The organism is Nitrosomonas sp. PY1, from assembly GCF_022836435.1.
In the GTDB taxonomy this organism is placed as follows: Bacteria; Pseudomonadota; Gammaproteobacteria; order Burkholderiales; family Nitrosomonadaceae; genus Nitrosomonas.
Genome location: NZ_BQXC01000001.1, coordinates 2,291,974 through 2,313,842 on the forward strand (window position 1 = coordinate 2,291,974; position 21,869 = coordinate 2,313,842).

General features: G+C 43.7%; 17 protein-coding genes and 1 tRNA gene. 11 read left to right on the plus strand and 7 right to left on the minus strand.

What is annotated here, in order from left to right:
• The first annotated feature begins 20 nt into the window (after positions 1-20).
• From W03_RS10630 to W03_RS10660, 7 genes are all read left to right on the plus strand, one after another.
• Positions 21-97, plus strand: a tRNA-Arg gene (locus tag W03_RS10630).
• Between the two features lie 99 nt (positions 98-196).
• A complete protein-coding gene (locus W03_RS10635; protein WP_244073140.1) occupies positions 197-796 on the plus strand; it encodes a riboflavin synthase in 600 nt (199 codons plus the stop codon).
• Between the two features lie 28 nt (positions 797-824).
• Positions 825-1,937 (plus strand): bifunctional 3,4-dihydroxy-2-butanone-4-phosphate synthase/GTP cyclohydrolase II, encoded by a 1,113-nt coding sequence (gene ribBA, locus W03_RS10640; protein WP_244073141.1) that lies wholly within the window; start codon positions 825-827, stop codon positions 1,935-1,937.
• 60 nt (positions 1,938-1,997) lie between these two features.
• Entirely contained in the window at positions 1,998-2,483 is a 486-nt protein-coding gene (gene ribH, locus W03_RS10645; protein ID WP_244073143.1) for a 6,7-dimethyl-8-ribityllumazine synthase, read from the plus strand.
• Positions 2,476-2,985 (plus strand): transcription antitermination factor NusB, encoded by a 510-nt coding sequence (gene nusB / locus W03_RS10650; protein WP_244073145.1) that lies wholly within the window; start codon positions 2,476-2,478, stop codon positions 2,983-2,985. Before ribH ends, nusB begins: the two co-directional genes overlap by 8 nt.
• Positions 2,986-2,990: 5 nt before the next feature.
• A complete protein-coding gene (gene thiL, locus W03_RS10655) occupies positions 2,991-3,959 on the plus strand; it encodes a thiamine-phosphate kinase (protein WP_244073147.1) in 969 nt (322 codons plus the stop codon).
• Positions 3,943-4,503: a phosphatidylglycerophosphatase A gene (locus W03_RS10660; protein ID WP_244073149.1), complete on the plus strand. Its 561-nt coding sequence runs from the start codon at positions 3,943-3,945 to the stop codon at positions 4,501-4,503. Before thiL ends, W03_RS10660 begins: the two co-directional genes overlap by 17 nt.
• A gap of 102 nt (positions 4,504-4,605) precedes the next feature.
• On the opposite strand, the gene W03_RS10665 is transcribed toward W03_RS10660, so the two are convergent.
• From W03_RS10665 to W03_RS10675, 3 genes are all read right to left on the minus strand, one after another.
• A complete protein-coding gene (locus W03_RS10665; RefSeq protein ID WP_244073151.1) occupies positions 4,606-5,286 on the minus strand; it encodes an OmpA family protein in 681 nt (226 codons plus the stop codon).
• 84 nt (positions 5,287-5,370) lie between these two features.
• Positions 5,371-7,215: a DNA mismatch repair endonuclease MutL gene (gene mutL / locus W03_RS10670; RefSeq protein ID WP_244073153.1), complete on the minus strand. Its 1,845-nt coding sequence runs from the start codon at positions 7,213-7,215 to the stop codon at positions 5,371-5,373.
• A 179-nt stretch (positions 7,216-7,394) separates the two neighbouring features.
• The gene (locus W03_RS10675) at positions 7,395-7,778 is read right to left on the minus strand and encodes a calcium-binding protein (RefSeq protein ID WP_244073162.1); all 384 of its coding nucleotides are present in this window, start codon (positions 7,776-7,778) and stop codon (positions 7,395-7,397) included.
• A 422-nt stretch (positions 7,779-8,200) separates the two neighbouring features.
• On the opposite strand from W03_RS10675, the gene W03_RS10680 reads away from it, so the two are divergent.
• The 4 genes from W03_RS10680 to W03_RS10695 all read left to right on the plus strand — a co-directional run bounded on the left by W03_RS10680 (position 8,201) and on the right by W03_RS10695 (position 13,095).
• The gene (locus W03_RS10680) at positions 8,201-9,154 is read left to right on the plus strand and encodes a S49 family peptidase (RefSeq protein WP_244073163.1); all 954 of its coding nucleotides are present in this window, start codon (positions 8,201-8,203) and stop codon (positions 9,152-9,154) included.
• A 194-nt stretch (positions 9,155-9,348) separates the two neighbouring features.
• The gene (locus tag W03_RS10685; RefSeq protein WP_244073165.1) at positions 9,349-10,596 is read left to right on the plus strand and encodes a lipoprotein-releasing ABC transporter permease subunit; all 1,248 of its coding nucleotides are present in this window, start codon (positions 9,349-9,351) and stop codon (positions 10,594-10,596) included.
• On the plus strand, positions 10,589-11,287 hold the full coding sequence (gene lolD / locus W03_RS10690) for a lipoprotein-releasing ABC transporter ATP-binding protein LolD (protein WP_244073166.1): 699 nt from the start codon (positions 10,589-10,591) through the stop codon (positions 11,285-11,287). Before W03_RS10685 ends, lolD begins: the two co-directional genes overlap by 8 nt.
• Before the next feature lie 98 nt (positions 11,288-11,385).
• Positions 11,386-13,095 carry an ABC transporter ATP-binding protein gene (locus tag W03_RS10695; RefSeq protein ID WP_244073167.1) on the plus strand — a complete coding sequence of 570 codons (1,710 nt, stop codon included), beginning with the start codon at positions 11,386-11,388 and terminating at the stop codon, positions 13,093-13,095.
• A gap of 129 nt (positions 13,096-13,224) precedes the next feature.
• Here the strand turns inward: W03_RS10695 and W03_RS10700 are convergent, their stop codons facing one another.
• The 4 genes from W03_RS10700 to W03_RS10715 form a co-directional block, all read right to left on the minus strand.
• A complete protein-coding gene (locus tag W03_RS10700) occupies positions 13,225-16,482 on the minus strand; it encodes an Ig-like domain-containing protein (RefSeq protein WP_244073169.1) in 3,258 nt (1,085 codons plus the stop codon).
• Between the two features lie 314 nt (positions 16,483-16,796).
• Positions 16,797-17,933: a hypothetical protein gene (locus tag W03_RS10705; RefSeq protein ID WP_244073171.1), complete on the minus strand. Its 1,137-nt coding sequence runs from the start codon at positions 17,931-17,933 to the stop codon at positions 16,797-16,799.
• Positions 17,934-18,238: 305 nt separating this feature from the next.
• Positions 18,239-20,299, minus strand: coding sequence for a sodium-translocating pyrophosphatase (locus tag W03_RS10710; RefSeq protein ID WP_244073173.1), 2,061 nt, complete (start codon positions 20,297-20,299; stop codon positions 18,239-18,241).
• Between the two features lie 222 nt (positions 20,300-20,521).
• Entirely contained in the window at positions 20,522-21,781 is a 1,260-nt protein-coding gene (locus W03_RS10715) for a 6-phosphofructokinase (RefSeq protein ID WP_244073175.1), read from the minus strand.
• Positions 21,782-21,869: the final 88 nt, after the last annotated feature.

A 21,869-nucleotide genomic window follows, 5' to 3' on the forward strand; every position in this document is an offset into this window, starting at 1 on the left:
TAACGCATCGTTTATTCATCGCGCCCATAGCTCAGCTGGATAGAGTACCGCCCTCCGAAGGCGGGGGTCGCACGTTCGAATCGTGTTGGGCGCGCCATTTAAGAGTGGCTTCATGGGTTGATTTAAATCATTTCATTGTTATATTAAGTCTGAGTATGACTTCATATTGCGATGATTTTTATTCACATCAAATTAAATGTTTACCGGAATTATACAAGCTACTGGAAAAATAACCGCTGTCCATACATCCAACGCAACGGCTGAAGGCGATCTAGCATTAACGGTCGACCCCGGAAACCTTGACCTGAGCGATGTAAACTTAGGAGATAGCATTGCTGTCGACGGTGTTTGTTTAACGGTTAAATCTTTGGCCAATCAACGCATTCATTTTGATGTTTCTGCAGAAACACTGCGCTGCACACATGGATTAAATTGCGTTGATAAGACAATTAATTTGGAAAAAGCATTACGTTTAGCCGATCGATTGGGTGGCCATTTAGTCAGCGGCCATATTGACGCAATCGGTATTGTCACTCGATGTATACCAGCGGGAGAAAGCGTTACACTGGATGTTGAGGTTCCCAACGCAATCACACGCTTCTTGACACACAAGGGGTCTGTTGCAGTAAACGGCGTCAGCTTGACAATCAATCAAATGACTAATGATATCTTTTCAGTAAATCTGATTCCACACACCCTGATGGTTACCGCATTAGGCCAGTTGCAACCAGGTTCACCAGTCAACCTGGAAACAGATATGTTGGCACGCTATGTTGCAAGATTACTCAATCTATAAACGAAATTAAAAATATACATTAGAAAAAATGAGCATTAGCGCTATTGAAGAAATTATTGCCGACATCAAACTCGGTAAGATGGTCGTGTTGGTCGATGAAGAAGATCGCGAAAATGAGGGAGACATCGTACTTGCCGCAGATTTTGTCACACCCGCAGCCATCAACTTTATGGCAACACATGGTCGCGGGCTAATTTGCTTAACGCTCACCGAAGAACATTGCAATCAATTGGATTTACCCTTGATGGTAACAACCAACCGGTCTCCTTTGGGAACCAACTTTACCCTCTCCATTGAAGCAGCCGAGGGTGTTACTACAGGAATTTCCGCGGCAGACCGCGCCAGAACCGTACAAGTAGCTGTGCAAAAAAATGCAAAACCCAAAGATCTTGTACAACCGGGGCATATTTTTCCGCTCATGGCGCAAAAGGGCGGTGTGTTGGTGCGCGCAGGCCACACCGAAGCTGGTTGCGATTTGGCCAAAATGGCTGGCCTCACTGCGGCTTCGGTCATTTGTGAAGTCCTGAAAGATGACGGCAGCATGGCAAGAATGCCCGATCTCATCACTTTTGCGCACAAACATCAACTTAAGATTGGCACAATTGCCGATTTGATTCAGCATCGCAACCAAACCGAATGCCTGGTCACACGCGTTGCTGAGCGCACCATTCAAACTTTACATGGGTCATTTCAATTAATTGCCTATCGAGATGATATCTCGCTTCTAACACACTTAGCGTTGGTCAAAGGCACCATAAACCCTGCGCACGAAACCCTGGTACGTGTCCATGAACCATTGTCTGTCATTGATTTTCTCGATATTGAAGACGACTCGCATTCCTGGAATATCTACACTGCAATGAAAATGATTGCTGAGGCAGGATGTGGCGTTATTGTTCTGATGCACCGCCGGGATAATCCGATAAAACTAGCTGAACGCGTTGAATCGAAAAATGAACACCCTCGATCCTTCAGTAATAAAATGGATTTGCGCCACCACGGAATTGGTGCACAAATATTAAAGGACCTGAATGTTGGAAAAATGCGCTTGATGGCGACTCCTCGAAAAATGCCTAGTGTCACTGGATTCGGTTTAGAAGTTTCCAGTTATGTGGAAACTCACAACAAAGATAACCTTTGATTCATGCTGAAAGTATTATAATGGTGGCAAGTATCAATCACTGCAACTTAAGGAGTAAACATGCCTTTTTACGATGACATTCCCGAAATTGAACCTACTCTAGAAGGTAGCGATTTACGAATGGGTATCGTCATGAGTCGCTTTAACTCGGATATTGGCGAAGGATTGCTGAGCGCCTGCATTACAGAACTTAGAAATAACGGTGTACAAAACCATAATATACTACTTGCAACAGTACCCGGCGCCTTGGAAATTCCTTTGACGCTTAAACGCATCGCCCTAACCAATCAATTCGACGCCTTCATTGCACTCGGCGCAGTAATTCGGGGTGACACCTATCATTTCGAAATCGTAGCGGATGAGTCTGCCCGAGGTTTAATGGCGGTGCAATTGGAAATAGAAATTCCCATTGCCAATGGAATTCTCACTACCGATAACGAAGATCAAGCGATCGCACGTATGCACGAAAAAGGCACGGAAGCTGCAAAAGCTGCGCTGGAAATGGCCAATTTGCAAATCAAGATTGATGAATTACCTTATGAATAACTTGCAATCGGATTCGAGTACTAACAAAAACGACAACAAAACCAAAAAACCGAAAAGCCGCCGCAGAATCGCGCGTGAGTTTGTAGTTCAGGGCTTGTATCAATGGAAAGTTACAGGCGAAAGCGCAAGTTTTATTGAACAACAGCTACGCGAATCCCCCGAATTCATTCATGTCGATGAAAAGCATTTTTCTAAAGTTCTGCGAGGCTCAATTGAGAACTTCGAGTTATTGAATTCGCATATTCAACCGTACCTAGATCGCGCCTTGCATGAACTGAGTCCGGTAGAGTTTGCTATTTTGTTACTGGGCGCATATGAATTATCGTATCATCCCGAAATTCCTTACAAGGCGATCATCAATGAAGCCATTGAATTAGCAAGAACTTATGGTGGTATCGATGGACATAAGTATGTCAATGGAGTCTTAGACAAGCTAGCGATTAAACAACGTGCCGTAGAAATAGCTGCGCAGAAATCGGAAATGAAACAACCGCTCACTTAATTCCAGTGATTTCAGAATTCGACATTATCGATCGCTTTTTCCAGAAACCTACCTATAATGGGATCGTAGGGATCGGTGATGATGCCGCCATTATTCCAGCTTCACAAAATACTGAGTTTGCAATTTCGACCGATACATTGGTGTCCGGTAAGCATTTCTTCCCAGATGCCGATCCTTATAAACTGGGCTATAAATCTTTAGCCGTTAATCTCTCCGACATGGCCGCGATGGGCGCCAAGCCGCGATGGGTATTGCTTGCATTAACATTACCCAAGCATCTGGTGACACACGATAATGCTTGGCTATCCGAATTTAGTCGGGGTTTCTTCGATTTAGCAAACACTTATCAAGTCGAATTAATCGGTGGCGATACAACCGCTGGACCTTTGAATATCAACGTGCAAATCATCGGTGAAATCATACGAGGCAAGGCCATCCGCCGTAACAATGCGCAAGTGGGTGATGATATTTGGGTATCCGGTCAATTAGGCAGCGCATCACTGGCATTAAAGCATGAATTACAGCAAATTACTTTAACACCAGAAGAACTTTCACAGTGCTTACCCGCATTGCTCATGCCCTCAGCTCGGATTACGCTAGGGCAACGGTTGGTTAATCTGGCGCACAGCGCCATTGATATTTCCGACGGATTGGTAGCCGATTTGGGGCATGTTTTAAAAAATTCTATAGTAGCCGCGCGCATTAATCTCCATGATATTCCTTGCTTACCGATTATTAAAAGTAACCTGGCACAACCGCTATTCAGAGAGTGCCTATTATCAGGCGGAGATGACTACGAGCTGTGCTTTACCGCATCCGAAAAAAACCGTAACGCAATTGAATCACTTGGAAAAGAATTAAATTTACCGCTCACACGTATCGGTAAAATTCTGGTGGGGCATCAATTAGTCATCAAAGATCACCAGGAAAAATTAATTTCACCGGACATCAAGGGATATGACCATTTTATCTGATGCTGAACAAACTGAACGTCACTCTCATTCTGGACACTCACCAGTTTTTAAACCCAACCTATCGCTAGTTCTTAGCCACCCGGCCTTTTTCATTGCTTTTTCTGGCGGCGCGGGTTTATTCCCGTTCGCGCCAGGCACGATAGGCACTTTAGTTGCATTCCCTCTATTTTGGCTAATCAATGAAGTACTTTCTCCAGTATATTTTCTATTAGTCATCGATATAATGTTTATCGTCGGTATCTGGGCATGCGGTTTGACAGGTAAAGTACTGGGTGATCCGGATCATGGCAGCATGGTATGGGATGAAACAGTGGCATTTTTGTTAGTGCTTTTTTTCATTCCCGATGAATGGCAGTGGCAATTAGCTGCTTTTATCCTGTTCCGTTTCTTCGATATTGCAAAGCCCAATCCGATTCGCTATTTCGATCAACACTTACGCGCTGGCTTCGGTGTAATGTTTGACGATCTTGTTGCAGCATTTTTGACTCTGCTATGCTTTGCTGGATGGAAAACATGGATACTACCGATAATTACTTCCGGTTAAGCTGCTATATCAGAACCATAGAAATAACTGCACAATCTAATACCGGACTAGGCAGTTGCACCAGTCCGGTATTGCGCGCACATCCAAGCAATTCTTATTGATTTATTGCTGTGGCGGCGCTACAGGCGCTCCACTCGGTGGCGGCTGAATTTCTGAAACGAAGATCTCCACCCTGCGGTTTATTGCTCGATTAGCTGGCGTATCATTGGCGGCAATAGGCTCACGGGAACCTCTTCCGTCAATCTGAATACGATTGATTGCAACGCCACGCCCTACCAAGTAATCACGCGTGCTAGAGGCACGGTTAACCGATAAAGGATTATTGACCGCATCGCTACCGGTATTATCCGTATGACCGATAATCGTTACTACAGTATTGGGATTATTGTTCAAACTGGTAGCAAAATTATCCAATATCGGTTGTAGACTCGGTTTAATATTTGATTTTCCTGAATCAAAAGAAATGTCACTAGGGATATTGAGCTTGAGGCGATTATCAGCGGTTTTAGAAACTTCCACGCCAGTACCGGCGGTAGCTGCCTCCATTTGTTTTTTTTGCTCTTCCATTCTTTGTGACCATAAATAACCAGCCCCGGCCCCCAAGATAGCACCAGAACCCGCACCAATTGCAGCGCCGTCTCCACCGCCTATGATTGCACCCAATGCGGCGCCAGCGCCAGCTCCTAACGCGCTTCCCGTCAATGTTCCTGATTGTGTGTTGCTCATCGAAGCACATCCAGTTAACGATAACAAAACAAGCGTCGTCAAAATTCTTTTTTCCATGCACATCCCCTTTGATAAGAAACAGGAAACATACTTTAACAGAAGAAATAAGAAATTCAATCTTTGTCTTTTAAATTAAGACGCCTACTTTCCACGCATAAACATTTTATCCAATTCGGCCACAGTAATTTCGAACCAAGTGGGTCGGCCATGATTACACTGATCCACGCGTTCGGTTACTTCCATTTCACGCAACAACTGATTCATTTCTTCAATGGTAAGCTTTCGATTAGCGCGAACAGCACCATGGCAAGCCATCGTAGCCAAAGTTTCATTACGCCTGGCAGTCAATACTTGACTCGCGCCATAATCCCCAATTTCCTTTAATAGATCATGAGCAAGCTGGACGATATCGGCATCACTCAGTATTGCAGGAATTTTACGAACAACCAAAGCTGTAGGAGAAAATGGCGCAATTTCAAAACCCAATCGATCAAACAAATCAACATTTTCTTCAGCCAAGCTCATTTCAACGCTACTGGCATGAAATGTAACGGGAATCAATAAAGATTGCGTCGGTACTACCTGCTGATCAAATACACTTTTAAGTTTCTCGTACATGACGCGCTCATGCGCCGCGTGCATATCGACCACAACGAGTCCTTGTTTATTCTGAGCCAGAATGTAAATTCCTTGCAATTGCCCCAACGCAAAACCCAATGCAAAGCTTTCCTCCTTTACTGAAGCCACAAATGAATTCAGTTCGCCCGTGGTCTTTGCTTCGTCTAATAACTTATCTTTTTCACCTAAATATAACGATGGGTCAGATGATCGATTATCGTATATCGATTGATAAATTTGCTCCGGTTGAAATAGTTGTCGCGGCCTATTGTCATGACATAACAATGAATAGTTTGACAATGATGAACCAGCATGGCTTGTACCGCTGACATCTCGATGCTTGAGGCCGATCGCAGTATCAGTATTTTGTTTTTTTTGTGTGTTTGGTACTGATAACGCTTTATTAATTGTATGAAAAATGAATTGATGTACCGCGCGGGGTTCTCGAAAACGCACTTCAGTTTTAGTCGGATGTACATTTACGTCGACCATTTCCGGATCAATTTCCAGAAACAATACAAAAGCCGGATATCGATCAAGATGTAAGATATCGCGATAGGCCTCACGTAAAGCATGAGAAATCAGTTTATCGCTGACAAAACGCTTATTTACAAAAAAATATTGCGCTTCTCTGGAAGAACGAGCATAAGCCGGTAGTGCCACCATACCCTGCAACTGAATCGCTTCAGATTTCTCATCCGCCCAAACGGCACATTGCGCGAACTCTTCCCCAAGTATCGCGGCAATTCGTTGAGCAGGCGTAGCTGGATGTAATAAACGCCGTGTCTTACCGTTATGCTGTAAGAAAAACTCTACTGACGATGCAGACAGGGATATACGTTTAAAAACCTCATCGCAATGCGAAAATTCTGTCGCCTCAGATTTAAGAAATTTTCGGCGCGCGGGAATATTGAAGAATAAATCACTGATAGTTAATGTAGTGCCCATGGACAACGAAGAAGGCGCCACGGGTGAGACTGAATCTCCATCGACATGGATCTGCCAAGCATAATCATCCCCATGTTGATAACTTGCCAGCGTCAAACGTGAAACAGCCGCAATACTTGCCAATGCTTCACCACGAAAACCAAGACTAGCGATCTTATGCAAATCATCCAGGGTGCTAATCTTGCTGGTACTATGCCGCATTAGCGCCAGGGCCAACTCATTTTTCGCGATACCAATTCCATTATCAATTACACGGATTTGTTTAACGCCCCCCTGCAATAGCTGCACATGAATTTTCTGAGCTCCTGCATCCAGACTGTTCTCCAGAATCTCTTTCAGTACTGAAGACGGTCGTTCTACAACTTCACCGGCCGCAATCTGATTGATTAACAGATCTGGTAACAACTTAATACTAACCATCAAAAAATAGTGACGCTATCCATGCTCGGTTACAAATAAAAATGCTGCTTTATTGAATGTGTAATTAAAATACCGCAGGTGAGCATACACTCACCCACTTTGAGATTCTGGAAAATTAAATCAATTTGATCTGCAAAGCAATAACCAATTTTGTTATTACTTCATATTGAAATGGGACTTTATTTGCTTACTTCTTTGCTCGAATCATCATGTTTATGGTCACCAGCATCGCTGTGTTTATGCTCACACTTTCCATGCTCATGGCCTTTCTTCATATGATGCATTTCTGATTCATCTAAGAAACCATCTTTATTTGTATCCATCTCACTAAACTTGTTTTCATGATATTTGATAAATTCTTCTTTACTGATTTTATTGTCTTTGTTAAGGTCGATCTTCGACATTTTTTGACTACATTGTTTGTGATGATGACCATCAGAATGCTTATGCTCTTGCGGTTTTGGCGGCGCAACTTCTTTTTCAGAAACTGCAAAAGCAGTACCAGAGATTAGAAAAAAACCACAAAAAATAATCGATAATAACGAATTGCTTTTCTTGAGCATGATGTCACCCTTTGATAAAAATTAAATTGTATTATAAGAAATAGCAGTCCAAAGTACTCATTCAGTGTAGCGTTTCGAAACAATTCTTACAACATGGGTCATCTATTGTTAAGTAAATGAACGAAAACTTCAAACCACATGGCATTGGAAAAGATACCGACGCAAATAGTTCTATCCAAAATAAATCTAGATCAAAAATAAAACAAAAAACAACCTGAACTCGTCAATATAGAGTTCTTTTGATATGAGAAAATAACAAACTGATAGCAGTAACTCTGGAACACTTTGTTTAATACGAACAAGAAATAATGCTTGATATTAATACTGCTGATAAAGCGGTTGTTTTTTTGCTATGACTGAATGAAATAATACCGCTCTTAACGATCGCTATATAACAACAATCAACCTTAAATGAAATTTATATGAACGAATCAGAACTAAAAAATAAGCCAGATAATTGGGAAAAAAATTTATTGGAAAACCTTGCATTATCGTCCTTGCGTGAACAACGCCGTGCTCGTTCATGGGGGATATTTTTTAAAACCCTAATCTTTATCTATCTTTTCATAGTTCTTTTTGCTGCGCTTGGTTGGATCGAAGAAGGCACCGTGCGATTGCCTGACAATCATACGGCTCTCATTGAATTAAAAGGAGTGATTGCTGCTGACACCATGAGTAGCGCGGATAAGATCATTACAAGCTTGCATGCAGCATTTAAAGATAAAAATACTAAAGGCGTCGTGCTACGCATTAACAGTCCCGGAGGCAGTCCTGTTCAGGCCGGCTATATCAATGATGAAATCCGCAGGCTACGTATTAAATATCCTGAAATACCACTGTATGCTGTTATTTCTGATATCTGCGCCTCTGGAGGTTATTATGTTGCGGTAGCTGCAGACAAGATTTTTGTCGACAAAGCCAGTTTAGTTGGTTCAATAGGCGCTCTTATGGATGGATTCGGTTTTTCCGGAACACTGGAAAAATTGGGTGTCGAAAGACGGTTACTAACTTCAGGAGAAAGCAAGGGATTTCTTGATCCTTTCTCACCACTTGACCCAGCACAAAAAAAATATGCCGAATCGCTATTGAAAGAAATCCATGAACAATTTATTACTGTGGTCAAACAAGGCAGAGGCGAGCGTTTAAAGGATCATCCGGAAATATTCAGCGGTGTTGTGTGGACCGGGGAAAAAAGTATTGAACTTGGTGTAGCCGACGCTCTCGGCAGCACTGAATATGTCGCTCGGGAAATTATCCAAGCTGAAACACTGGTAGACTATAGCCCACGGGAAGGCTTCTCCGATTTTTTCAGTAGACAACGCTTTGGGCAAACCATGATGGAATTTTTATCTGGCTCTGAATGGTTTCTAAGATAGCAACTTTGGATAGCTGCAATGCGTTTAACCACTCAGCTATCCATATTGATTACTGTACCGATTAACAGCCATTCCTCTTCATGATGCATTCTGCAAACCACCCGGTTGATGTATCTTAACAGTCAGTTTATTTGTTATAGCGCATATAATTGTGGCAAACTGCGCAAGTACATTAATCGCGGGCATATTATTTCGTGTTTCTATATGAATTCTTCATTGGCTTACGTTATTTACGCGCCAAAAAACGCAATCATTTCATATCATTTATTTCCCTGATCTCGTTAATGGGGATCACTTTGGGAATGGTTGCGTTGATAACAGTCATGTCGGTTATGAATGGCTTCCAGAAAGAAATCCGGGCCCGCATCCTAGGCGTTGCCTCACATGTACAGATTGGCAGCATCACTGGTCATTTAGAACACTGGCAACAAACATCGGAAGAAGCTACCAAGCACCCGGCTGTAGAAGCCGCCGCGCCTTACATTGCCGGACAAGGCATGCTATCTCACAACCAGGCAGTACAAGGCGTAATGGTACGCGGCATCCTACCAACCACGGAAGATAAAGTCGTCGATTTTTCCAAAACAATGGTGGCCGGAACTCTAGAAGACTTGGAGCCAGGTAAGTTTGGCATCATCATCGGAGCGGATTTGGCACGCACATTAGGAACTTTTGTAGGCGACAAAATCGTACTCATTTCGCCACAAGGTCAAATGACACCTGCCGGTATTTTGCCACGTTTAAAGCAATTTACTGTCGTGGGTGTTTTTGAAGTCGGACACTTCGAATATGATTCGGGTTTAGTACTGATTCATCTGTTTGATGCTCAAAAACTTTATCGTATGGAAAACAATAGTGTTACAGGGGTACGATTAAAGCTTAATGATTTATTTCAAGCCCCAAAAGTTGCCGAAGAATTACCATCCATACTTACCATCGATAGCTATATCACAGACTGGACCAAACAACACACGAATTATTTTCGCGCGATTCAAATTGAAAAACGCATGCTGTCACTAATTCTCGCGCTTATTATCGCTGTCGCAGCATTTAATATCGTATCGACACTTGTAATGGCAGTAACCGACAAGCAATCGGATATCGCCATTTTACGAACCCTGGGCGCGAGCCCGCATAGCATTATGAAAATCTTCATCATACAGGGTACTTTTATCGGGGTTTTTGGCACCATACTCGGCGTTACGGGAGGTTTATTGCTAGCATATAATGTCGGTGAAGTCGTAGCCTTCATTGAGTGGCTGTTCAATGTGCAATTCTTGTCGCGCGAAGTTTACTACATCAGCAAAATACCTACCGATCCGCAAATCGGTGATATTATGACTGTCGCGATTACATCATTTACACTCAGCTTATTGGCTACCCTATACCCTAGTTACCGTGCCTCCAAAGTAAACCCAGCAGAGGCATTACGCTATGAATGATCCGGTTATTGATTGCCAAAATATCTACAAAGCTTTTTCGCAAGGCGATCAAATTGTCGAAGTATTAAAAGGGGTTCAATTGACCGTCACTAAAGGTGAAATTTTAGCAATTGTTGGCGCATCAGGATCTGGAAAAAGCACATTGCTACATATACTGGGAGGACTCGATACACTCACCAGCGGCAACATTCAGATTCTTGGGCAGAATATCGCAACCATTGATGAAGTGAAAAGGTGCCAACTGCGTAACGCTTCTCTAGGATTTATCTATCAATTCCATCATCTATTGCCCGAATTCACAGCGTTAGAAAATGTTGCGATGCCGCTCCTAATCCGTAGATTGCCCAAACAAGAGGCTTATAATCGCGCAGCCGATATTCTGCAGCAAGTCGGATTAGCGCATCGATTGACGCATACCCCTGGTGAATTATCGGGAGGCGAACGTCAGCGCGCAGCCGTAGCACGTGCGCTCGTAACACAACCCGCTTGCATTTTGGCTGACGAACCAACCGGAAATTTGGATCGTCGCACCGCAGAAGCGGTATTTGATTTAATGCTCGAATTGAACCAAAAAATTAATGCCAGTTTAATTATTGTCACACACGATCTACGCTTGGCTAATCGAACACAACACGTCAAGCAGTTGGTCGATGGTGTGCTCTATGATATCGAATCTGCATCATTAAACTAATTGATTACTACAAATTAATCAGATTTATAAGGTAATATCTTTGTTTCAAAATTGATCGTAAGCTAACTTCGCTTCGTTTACTACTCGTTTGCTGTTCTATGCGTACCTTATTTACCTACATTATGGTTTTTCCACGTCGTAGCGCGTTCGTTCTGATTGCGTTATTGATCGCGGGAGTCGCCGAAGGATTAAGTTTAACCGCCCTGCTACCCCTATTATCGATCGCCATGGGTGAGTCCAGTCAGACAGGTGAATCCAGTAGCATTGGTAAATTCATGGAACAAACCTTGCGTGATATCGGTATTGAACCCACGATTGATACCATTCTGATCATTATCGTTGGCGGTATGTTCTTTAAGGGATTGGTATTATTACTCGCGAACCGGCAAGTGGGTTATACCGTTGCACACGTTGCAACCGTGCTTCGTCTGGATCTCATTGAAGCCCTACTGACCAGTCGCTGGCAATATTATCTCAAACAACCGGTTGGATCATTAGCCAATTCTGTCGCAACCGAAGCGTATCGTGCAGCGAATGGCTTTGAACATAGCGTTAATGTGCTGGCACTTGCCATTCAAGTATTCGTCTATGCAATTGTGGCGTTGTTTATATCTTGGGAAGCGACACTGGCCTCATTGGTAATTGGCCTAGTCTTGTTAATCGTACTCAACCGACTCGTCACCGCGACACGCCGTGCAGGCACTAAACAAACGCAATTATTGCGCGATCTATTGACATACCTATCGGATGTTTTGAGTTCAGTCAAATCATTAAAAGCAATGGCGCGTGATAATGTAGCAGATGCCATTTTGCACGAACAAACCCAATATTTAGAAAAGGCCACTCGACGCGAAGTTATGAACCGCGCAGCACTAACAGCGCTGCAAGAACCAATCCTGGCTGCATTAACCGCAAGCGGTTTGTATATTGCATTGGTTGTATGGCAGCTCTCTTTACCAGAAGTAATGCTGATGGTTTTCTTATTAACTCGAATACTTGGATTACTCAACAAAACACAGCGGCGCCACCAGCAATTGGCTGCCCAAGAAAGCGCCTACTGGGCATTGCGCAAAGCGGCCGAAGAGGCGCGTGCAGCGGCGGAAAGAGCTACTGGAATAATAAAGCCGACCCTACAAAAAGGAATCTCGCTACAGCACGTCAAATTTAATTACGGTCAAAAAACAATTTTCAAGGACTTAACAATAGAAATACCCATTAATACGTTTACCGCTGTTATGGGTCCTTCCGGTGTTGGTAAAAGTACATTGTTGGATCTGCTATGCGGATTAACAGAAGCGCAGTCTGGTGAAATCAAAATCGATGATGTATCGATACACGATATTAATTTGCGCCAGTGGCGGCATATGATCGGCTACGTATCACAAGATACTATTTTACTACATGACACCGTCATGAATAATATTCTGGTAGGAGAATCGACGCTAACCGCTGTTGATGCCGAACGGGCGTTACGTCAGGCTGGTGCATGGGATTTTGTCAATTCTTTGCCAGAGGGATTGCAAACCATCGTTGGAGAAAGGGGAGGATTACTCTCCGGCGGTCAAAGACAGCGTATTGCAATCGCGCGTGCTTTAGCGCACAGCCCATCTTTTTTGATTCTTGACGAACCTACGAGTGCGCTAGATCCGGAAAGTGAAAAAACAATTTGCGGAACACTCCAAAAACTGGCAGAAAATCTCACAATCATCGTAGTTTCCCATCAGCCCGCTGTTATTAACGCCGCTGATCGCGTTTTCATTCTTTCCAATGGGGTAGCGGAACCATTATCTACGGCGCTCTCACACTGATCTCATCAAGTTTACGAGCAATCGAAAACTTACTTCGCGCACCTGTTTCCCGTAGCAAAATCAAGGGGAATCGCAAGTTAAAATCCTATCACTTGCTATCACTTGGGATGTGGTTTCCAAATTGCGTCCTTACGGAACTTCAATCGCTCGTGTAAATTTGTTATTCGTTTCATTCGACTCGACAAAACGATTCATGTCATCAACTTGCGCAGCAATCGAGTGACTTCCATTAGGTATTATGTATGCGTCGCCTTTTGTACCAATCGTTGCGGTAGCACCAGCTGCCAATGGCCCCCATATCGATCCCCAAGTTTTATTTTTACCATCAACCGAATAAGCCACTCCAACTGTTACGCCTGCAGGAGTGGCTGTGCCTCCTTGATTCTTCACTGTACTGGTGAAAATACCGTCAGCATAGGATAACTGCGTAACGACCACATCGGGAAGAAGGCTTGGATTGGTATTATTGACCGTTACATTGATGCTCGCACTGGTTGCCGTATTCCCATCCGTATCCCGTGCAATCGCCGTAATCGTATGTTGCCCATCTGTAACAGAAGTGCTGTCCCACGGAATACTGTATGGTGCGGTGGTATCCTCTGCACCAAGATTATTTCCATCCAGCTTAAACTGCACACCTGCGACACCAACATCATCCGACGCATTGGCAGAAACTGTTACCGACGTACCTGCGACAGTAACGCCCGAAATCGGCGCAGATAATGAGACAATTGGCTGGGTATTATTGACGGTAATCGATTGAGAAAATTTATTATTTGTCTCGTTTGATTCAGCGAAACGATTCACATCATCGACATGCGCTGTTATGGCGTGTGCGCCATTCGGAATAACATAAGCCCCTCCTTTAGTACCAATCGTAACAGAAGCACCAGCAGCCAAAGGACCCGCTACCGACCCCCAGGTTTTAAACTCCCCGTCTACCAAATAACCGACACCAACACTGACACCTGCAGGAGTAGCCTCAGTACCTTGATTCTGTACAGTACTGGTGAAAATACCGTCAGCATAGGAAAGCTGCGTAACAACCACATCAGGAAGAGGAGTAGATGTACCGTTGCTTACCGTGACAACGATAGAACTTTTTGAAGTATTACCGGCATTATCCCGAGCAACCGCCTCAATAGTATGAGGTCCATTGGTAACTGCAGTACTATCCCAATCAATTGAATAAGGCGCTGTAGCATCTTCGCCAAAAGGATAGCCACCCGTAACTGAGAATTGCACGCCAGCCACACCCACATTATCCACTGCATCAGCCGATAATGTGACTGACGTTCCTGAAACAGTAACGCCATCCGCAGGAGCTGTGATTGATATGGTAGGTGGCGTGGCATCCGTTATACCTCCAGTTACTCCCTGAGATAATTGATTGTTACTGTCATTAAGCTCCGCAATCTTCTTACCATCATCTACATACGCAGTTGCTGTAAATGTTCCATTAGGGATGAAATAAGGATCCCCTTTTGTACCAATCGTTACAGATGCTCCCGCAGCCAACGGCCCCCATACACCGCCCCAAGTCCTCCAAACATTATTAACAGAATATCCAACACCTATGGTAACTCCAGCTGGAGTTGCGGCGGTACCTTGATTTTTTACCGTACTCGTAAAAATACCGTTAACATAGGAAAGTTGCGTCACGACCAAATCAGAAAGAAGGGTACTATTATTGATTGTTATATTAACACTTGAGCTCGTCGTCAAATTCCCGTCTGTATCTCGTGCAACAGCGGTAAGTATATGCTGACCATCGGCCATGGTCGTACTATCCCATACGATACTGAAGGGTGACGTGGTATCTTCTACGCCAATATTAACGCCATTCAATTTAAATTGAACTCCTGCCACACCTATATTATCCGATGCTTGTGCAATAATATTGACCGAAGTGCCTGCAACAGTCGCATTATTTTCTGGCGAAGCTAGCGATACAATTGGTAAAGCGCCAGTGTCAATTTTGATAAATTTAGCAATGGATGGAACTCCATTTCCATTTAAAATGAAAAGCATATAGTAACCGGGCGGCGCAATATTAGGACTGCTGGGAGCTGTGATGTTGAGTCCATCCGTAGTTACTGAAAAATTGAGCTCATTAATCACTTGCCCCATATTAAAAGCATGTGTCACCGAACCGATTCTCAGTACCGTAACTTTAGTAATAGAAGCAGCATCTGGCGTATTAATAGAAAATGACGTGCCATACGCTACGCCAGAAGGCGCAGAGGTAATGGTGGGTCGGACCCCTTTAAATAGATAAGGCGGTGAATATATTTCAATTTCTGGATGATTATTACCACCGGCACTAAAGATTCTTCCATCTGGCAAAAGTAGCGCCGTAGAGTGATAAATACGTGGAATACCTGTGCTACTTGCCAGCGTTGTCCATTGCTCGGTAATCGGATCCCATAATTCAGCTGCATCGACATGTCCCGCCGGATCGTTAAATCCACTTGCAGAAGTACCACCCGTAACTAAAACCTTGCCATCCGGTAATAATGTTGCATTGACATGGCGTCGCGGAAATTGCATTGGATCCACGTTACGCCAACTCGGTGATGATTGATTGAGATCAATCACTTCGGCCGAACTTTTGGGTGGTGCTTGATCTCCTCCCATTACCAATATCTTACCCGGCGCATACATGACGGCGGAACCGTAGTCACGATACCCTCCCGCTCTTGTCGCCACAAAACTCCATAAGCCTGTACCAGAAGTATTCAGATAACGCGTTGTAGGGGAAGAACCTGCATAAAATACTTTGCCATTCGGCACCAAAAACATTCTTGGGTAATCATCTAGTTGAATTTGAGCACCAGTTAGATTACGCCATGTTCCCGTTGTTACTTCAAATACTTGCGGCAATGTATTGACGCCAATGGTAGTATCAATATCACCGGAAATCGTAAGCACATCACCATTTGCCAGAACCGTAGTTGTTGGATACCAGCGCCCCGCATTCATATTGGGCAATACAGTCCAGGTATCAGTTAAGTAATTATATTTCGTAGCATTGGGTAATCCTACAAAATTGGAAATATGCCCACCTGCTAAAAACAGCGAACCATCCGCTAATGATACATGCCCCACACAAAAAAGATCGTAACCCGGCTTCGCTAAGCTGGTTAAACTATTATCAACGGAATCCCAAGCTCTAGGATCATCACCCGATATCCCATTATCACCCGGCCATATCATGACCTTTCCGTTAGGCAACAAATTCGCATGCACTGGAAAATACGGCAGTGATGGCGTAATCAGATGCCACTCACCAAGTGTGTCAGATGTAGCCTGAGCTGTAGTGGCAATTCCACCAGCAATCAAAGTAATAAAAGCAAAAAAAATAGCAACCAAAACGCTTCTAAACATACCGCAACAACCTACTCAAATGAATTTCTTTCAATTTATAATCTGCTTGGAAAATTGCTATAATGTCCCTATGGTTCGTAGCGGATAATAATAAGCAAAGTACAGTTGAGAAATATCAGACTGATCAGACTGAATACATACTGTGCCACCACGGTCAAAATAGCAAGAATAACTGCAAATATAGCCACTTAGCCATAATCCCCATTAAAACAATAGTGCTCCAAAGAGAAGCTTAAAACGTAGGGACAATTCTTGTGCTTCCTCAGGAAACATCTACTTCTAGCCTAATTAATAAATGCCATTGATTCTCGAACTTAATTTAATAATGTATTATTATCCAATCTAAAAATTCGAAGCGGTATTTGCTCATCATGCAAATGCCTCTCAGGGTTCATGGATTCATCATAACCAATTACACTGATGTCTCCTTTGGAATTAATAGCAATTGCGTGAACCACCACAAAACCGGAATTGGCAGGTAGCAAATTATTCAGATCCATCATTCCATCTTTACTTGTCCATATAAATGCATGTTCGCTACTATTTCCGCCTTCTGAATAACCCACCACATCACCTTTAGTATTAATACCTAAAGCCTTACTTGATACTCGACCGGTAAGCACACCGAGATCCTTGATCGCCCTTTCTCCTTTTGGCCAAAGCACGGCACGATGCTTCTCTGCGTCACCAGAAGTTCCAACAATGTCACCTTTATTATTGATATCAGCAGGCACACTCCAAATATCGCCTGGAAGCATTCCTAAATCAGTCACACCTTTCCCCGATGCGCTTTTCCACAGCACGGCGCGATGCCCAGAATTAAAATCACAAGTACCAGCGATGTCCCCAGCGTCATTGATGACAAGCGCCCGGCATGCATTGCTATCTTGCAGTTTTTCCAATACTTTCACTTTACCCGCAGAATCCCACGTTACTGCCCTGATTCCGCCAGCACCACTCGACCACCCCACCACCTGCCCCAAACCGTTCACAGTGATAGCCGCACTACTATTATCACCGGATGGCAACTCCAAAAAAACACTACTATTCCCGATCGAACGATAAGCTCTCATACCGGTTTCGGTGTTTGCCGAGCCGACGACTTGGTTGTCGTCATTTATACCGAGAGCAACGCTATAATCGCTATTCGGACGAGGTTGCACAATACTACGTTCTCCTCCATCTTCCCAAATAGCTCCCTTAGGGCCACTCCGCCCGCTCCTCTTAATGGTTCCAACAATATCTCCACCTTCGTTAGCCGTTCGCACGACATGTGTTGCTCCTAACGGTAGTTCACCGATTTGTTTAATCGTATAAGAAGCTCCGGCAGCCTGACTCGGATTAGCAATAATCCAAGAGACTCCAGAAAGAAATAATGGTGTTAGGACGATTTGGAAAAGTAATACTGAAAAAAATGTATCGAATCTTTCTTTTCTACGAAGTAAGAACATGATTGGAACACTTATTTACAATGGATTAGACATGGTGCAGTAACGACTTTTTAGCAATGCTCTTGCAAAGTTTTCTTTATTAGTTCAACCACCTGACCTGTTTTACTAACTAAATTTCTCAAAATTGCGACTCTTCATCTTCATGTACTCATAGTCTGTTACAAAACAATAATAATGTCAAACGATGTCATACATAGGGAAATCTTGTACGATCAAAAGCACATTTGCTATTTAAGAGCGAGTCAAATAAAAGGCACAAAAAAAAAGCACGTCATGATCATGACGTGCTTTTTTAATTAAAAATACTACAGTAGCGGTATGATTAATAATGCAACGATATTGATAATTTTAATCAGTGGATTAATTGCAGGTCCGGCGGTATCTTTGTAAGGATCTCCCACTGTATCGCCCGTTACCGAAGCTTTGTGAGCATCGCTACCTTTACCACCAAAATGGCCATCTTCAATGTATTTTTTGGCGTTGTCCCAAGCACCGCCGCCAGTAGTCATGGAAATCGCAACGAACAAGCCAGTCACAATCGACCCCATTAATACGCCACCAAGCGCTTGAGGGCCCAAAATGATGCCCACCAATAATGGAACCAATACCGGTAGCAACGAAGGATTCATCATTTCCTTAATTGCTGCTTTAGTCAACATATCAACCGCTTTTGAATAATCCGGTTTACTGGTTCCTTCCATGATGCCTGGAATTTCTTTAAATTGACGACGCACTTCAACCACCACCGATCCAGCCGCACGACCCACTGCTTCCATCGACATTGCACCAAATAGGTAAGGAACCATACCCCCGATAAACAAACCAATGATAACCATGTGATTCGACAAATCGAAAGTTAGCACATGCTCAGCATGCTCCAAAGCGTGTGTATAGTCAGCGAATAAAACCAGTGCAGCCAAACCTGCCGAACCAATCGCATAACCTTTGGTTACTGCTTTGGTAGTATTTCCAACTGCATCCAGAGGATCAGTAATCGCTCGCACAGAATCAGGCATTTCTGACATCTCAGCGATACCACCCGCATTATCAGTGATCGGACCATACGCATCCAATGCAACGATGATACCCGTCATCGACAACATAGCTGTCGCTGCAATCGCGATTCCATATAAACCTGCCAACGCATAGGCCAATATGATGCTCAAGCAAACTGCCAATACAGGTGCGCCTGTTGCGCGCATTGAAACACCCAAACCCGCAATAATATTAGTCGCATGTCCTGTTGTTGACGCTTCCGCAATGTGCTGTACTGGATGATATTCAGTCGATGTATAGTATTCGGTAATGACTACCATCAAACCGGTTAGAATCAAACCGATTGCCGCTGACAAAAATACGCGTAAGATCAACATGCCACCAGTAATATCCGTACCATCAACAGTCAACGTCATGCCGCTCATAAACCAAATGGTAATAGGCAGATAAGCTAGCAAAGCAATTCCACCGGCAACCGCTAATCCACGGTACAAGGCATTCATAATGGTACCGCCATCACGCATTTTGACATAGTAGCAGCCAACAATCGATGCAACGATTGACACTGCCCCCAACATCAATGGATAAGTCACCGCACTAAGCGCATCGGATGTAAACAACAAAGCACCCAGAATCATGGTAGCAATGATAGTCACCGCATACGTTTCGAATAAATCGGCCGCCATCCCTGCACAATCACCCACGTTATCGCCTACGTTATCCGCAATCACTGCGGGATTACGTGGATCATCTTCAGGAATACCCGCTTCGACTTTACCCACCAAGTCAGCGCCTACGTCAGCACCTTTAGTAAAAATACCACCACCCAAACGAGCAAAAATCGAAATCAATGAACCGCCAAATGCAAAACCGATTAAAGGTTTAATAATATCGCTGACAGCCATGTCAGAACCAGCAGCATTATCAAATAGCATTGCGGTGTATCCAGCAACACCCAGCAAGCCCAGTCCCACTACCAACATACCGGTAACTGCACCGCCGCGGAAAGCAATCGCTAACGCCTCATTCAGTCCAATGGTCGCAGCCTGTGCTGTACGAACATTCGATTGTACTGACACATTCATGCCCAGAAAACCAGCCGCGCCAGATAGAAAAGCTCCGAGTGCAAAACCAACGGCTGTATCCCAGCCCAATGCAAGCCACAAAGCAGCAAATAAAACGATGCCCACAATACCAATTGTAGTGTACTGACGCTTCAGGTATGCAGATGCACCTTGTTGAATTGCTAGTGCAATTTCTTGCATACGCTGATTACCGGTCGATTGAATGTAAATACCCCTGATCCATACACCACTGAATACAAGGGCCAAAATCGCACTCAATATTGCGATAGTTAAACCAATAGACATAAAAAGCTCCAATTAAAGTCAGACCACATAAAATAATATGCAGAATCTTGGCCTAAAAATCCCACATTATTAAACACTTGCTAAAATTTAAGAATGCAAGAACGTATTTTATCCGTTCTTGCGTTCAACGTACATGAAATTTAACGAATTTAGATTTGATTTGCTATCTAGTCAGCGTTCCTAAGTTGATGCCGTATTGAATAATCATGCCTACTATCACGATTAAAGCTTGAATTCCGCTAATTTCTTAGCAACCGCAACACTTTTGAGTCTTACATAATCGGGCAAACCGTCTTTATAGGGCGGATAATCCTCACCCTCGATAAGCGGTAACAAATAATCGCGACAAGCTTGACTGATACCAAAACCATCTTCGCTAATATAGTTTGCCGGCATCATTTTTTCCACATTGGCTACTTCAGACAATTTCGCCATACCCACCGACCACTTATAAGGCTTGTTAGACTCACGAACAATCGTTGGCATGACCGAGTTATGTCCCGCAAGCGCATACTCGACCGCAGCTTTACCCATCGCATATGCCTGTTCCACGTCTGTTTTTGATGCAATATGACGCGCGGCACGTTGCAAATAATCTGCAACCCCCCAATGAAATTTCAATGACAAGCCTTCTTTGATAATATTCGCCACGACCGGGGCAACACCACCTAATTGCGCATGACCAAAAGCATCACGCAATCCTTGGTCTGCAAGAAAATTGCCATCCTCGCCTTTGACTCCTTCTGACACAACAACTGAACAGTAGCCATATTGCTTCACGTAGTGATCTACTTTGGCAAGGAATTTTGCTTTATTGAATGTAATTTCTGGAAATAGAATAACGATCGGGATTTCACAATCTGGACTGGATGCCAAACCACCAGCAGCCGCAATCCAACCTGCATGACGCCCCATGACTTCCAAAACAAAAACTTTGGTCGAAGTTTTAGCCATACTTGCCACGTCAAAACTCGCTTCACGTGTGGATACCGCAATGTATTTCGCAACGGAACCAAAGCCTGGACAGCAATCAGTAATCGGCAAGTCATTATCCACCGTTTTGGGAACGTGAATCGCTTGTATCGGATACCCCAACGTATCAGCCAACTGTGATACTTTCAAACAAGTATCTGCAGAATCACCACCGCCATTGTAGAAAAAATAACCGATATTGTGCGCTTTGAAAACCTCAATAAGCCGTTCGTATTCACGCCGATTCTGCTCCAAGCTTTTGAGCTTGTATCGACACGAACCAAACCCACCGGATGGTGTGTATCGAAGCCCTGCAATAGCAGCGGCAGACTCAGCATTGGTATCGATTAAATCCTCCGTAAGCGCCCCGATAATACCGTTCCGACCAGCATATACATTAGCGATCTTATCCGAGTGCTGACGGGCTGTTTCCAAAACACCCGCAGCAGAAGCATTAATGACAGCCGTAACGCCACCGGACTGCGCATAAAAAGCATTTTTACTAGCCATATTGTCTCCCTGACTGATTAAATTACAAGTGGATTAAGTTATAAGTTTTCTAAGCCGCACGCTCGCTTGAATATTAAACAACCTGATG

What these genes read in the sequence shown, in the direction of transcription:
- W03_RS10635 (WP_244073140.1), top strand. Translation starts at nt 197, where the DNA reads ATGTTTACCGGAATTATACAAGCTACTGGAAAAATAACCGCTGTCCAT.
- ribBA (WP_244073141.1), top strand. Translation starts at nt 825, where the DNA reads ATGAGCATTAGCGCTATTGAAGAAATTATTGCCGACATCAAACTCGGT.
- ribH (WP_244073143.1), top strand. Translation starts at nt 1,998, where the DNA reads ATGCCTTTTTACGATGACATTCCCGAAATTGAACCTACTCTAGAAGGT.
- nusB (WP_244073145.1), top strand. Translation starts at nt 2,476, where the DNA reads ATGAATAACTTGCAATCGGATTCGAGTACTAACAAAAACGACAACAAA.
- W03_RS10660 (WP_244073149.1), top strand. Translation starts at nt 3,943, where the DNA reads ATGACCATTTTATCTGATGCTGAACAAACTGAACGTCACTCTCATTCT.
- W03_RS10665 (WP_244073151.1), bottom strand. Translation starts at nt 5,286, where the DNA reads ATGGAAAAAAGAATTTTGACGACGCTTGTTTTGTTATCGTTAACTGGA.
- mutL (WP_244073153.1), bottom strand. Translation starts at nt 7,215, where the DNA reads ATGGTTAGTATTAAGTTGTTACCAGATCTGTTAATCAATCAGATTGCG.
- W03_RS10675 (WP_244073162.1), bottom strand. Translation starts at nt 7,778, where the DNA reads ATGCTCAAGAAAAGCAATTCGTTATTATCGATTATTTTTTGTGGTTTT.
- W03_RS10680 (WP_244073163.1), top strand. Translation starts at nt 8,201, where the DNA reads ATGAACGAATCAGAACTAAAAAATAAGCCAGATAATTGGGAAAAAAAT.
- lolD (WP_244073166.1), top strand. Translation starts at nt 10,589, where the DNA reads ATGAATGATCCGGTTATTGATTGCCAAAATATCTACAAAGCTTTTTCG.
- W03_RS10695 (WP_244073167.1), top strand. Translation starts at nt 11,386, where the DNA reads ATGCGTACCTTATTTACCTACATTATGGTTTTTCCACGTCGTAGCGCG.
- W03_RS10700 (WP_244073169.1), bottom strand. Translation starts at nt 16,482, where the DNA reads ATGTTTAGAAGCGTTTTGGTTGCTATTTTTTTTGCTTTTATTACTTTG.
- W03_RS10705 (WP_244073171.1), bottom strand. Translation starts at nt 17,933, where the DNA reads ATGTTCTTACTTCGTAGAAAAGAAAGATTCGATACATTTTTTTCAGTA.
- W03_RS10710 (WP_244073173.1), bottom strand. Translation starts at nt 20,299, where the DNA reads ATGTCTATTGGTTTAACTATCGCAATATTGAGTGCGATTTTGGCCCTT.
- W03_RS10715 (WP_244073175.1), bottom strand. Translation starts at nt 21,781, where the DNA reads ATGGCTAGTAAAAATGCTTTTTATGCGCAGTCCGGTGGCGTTACGGCT.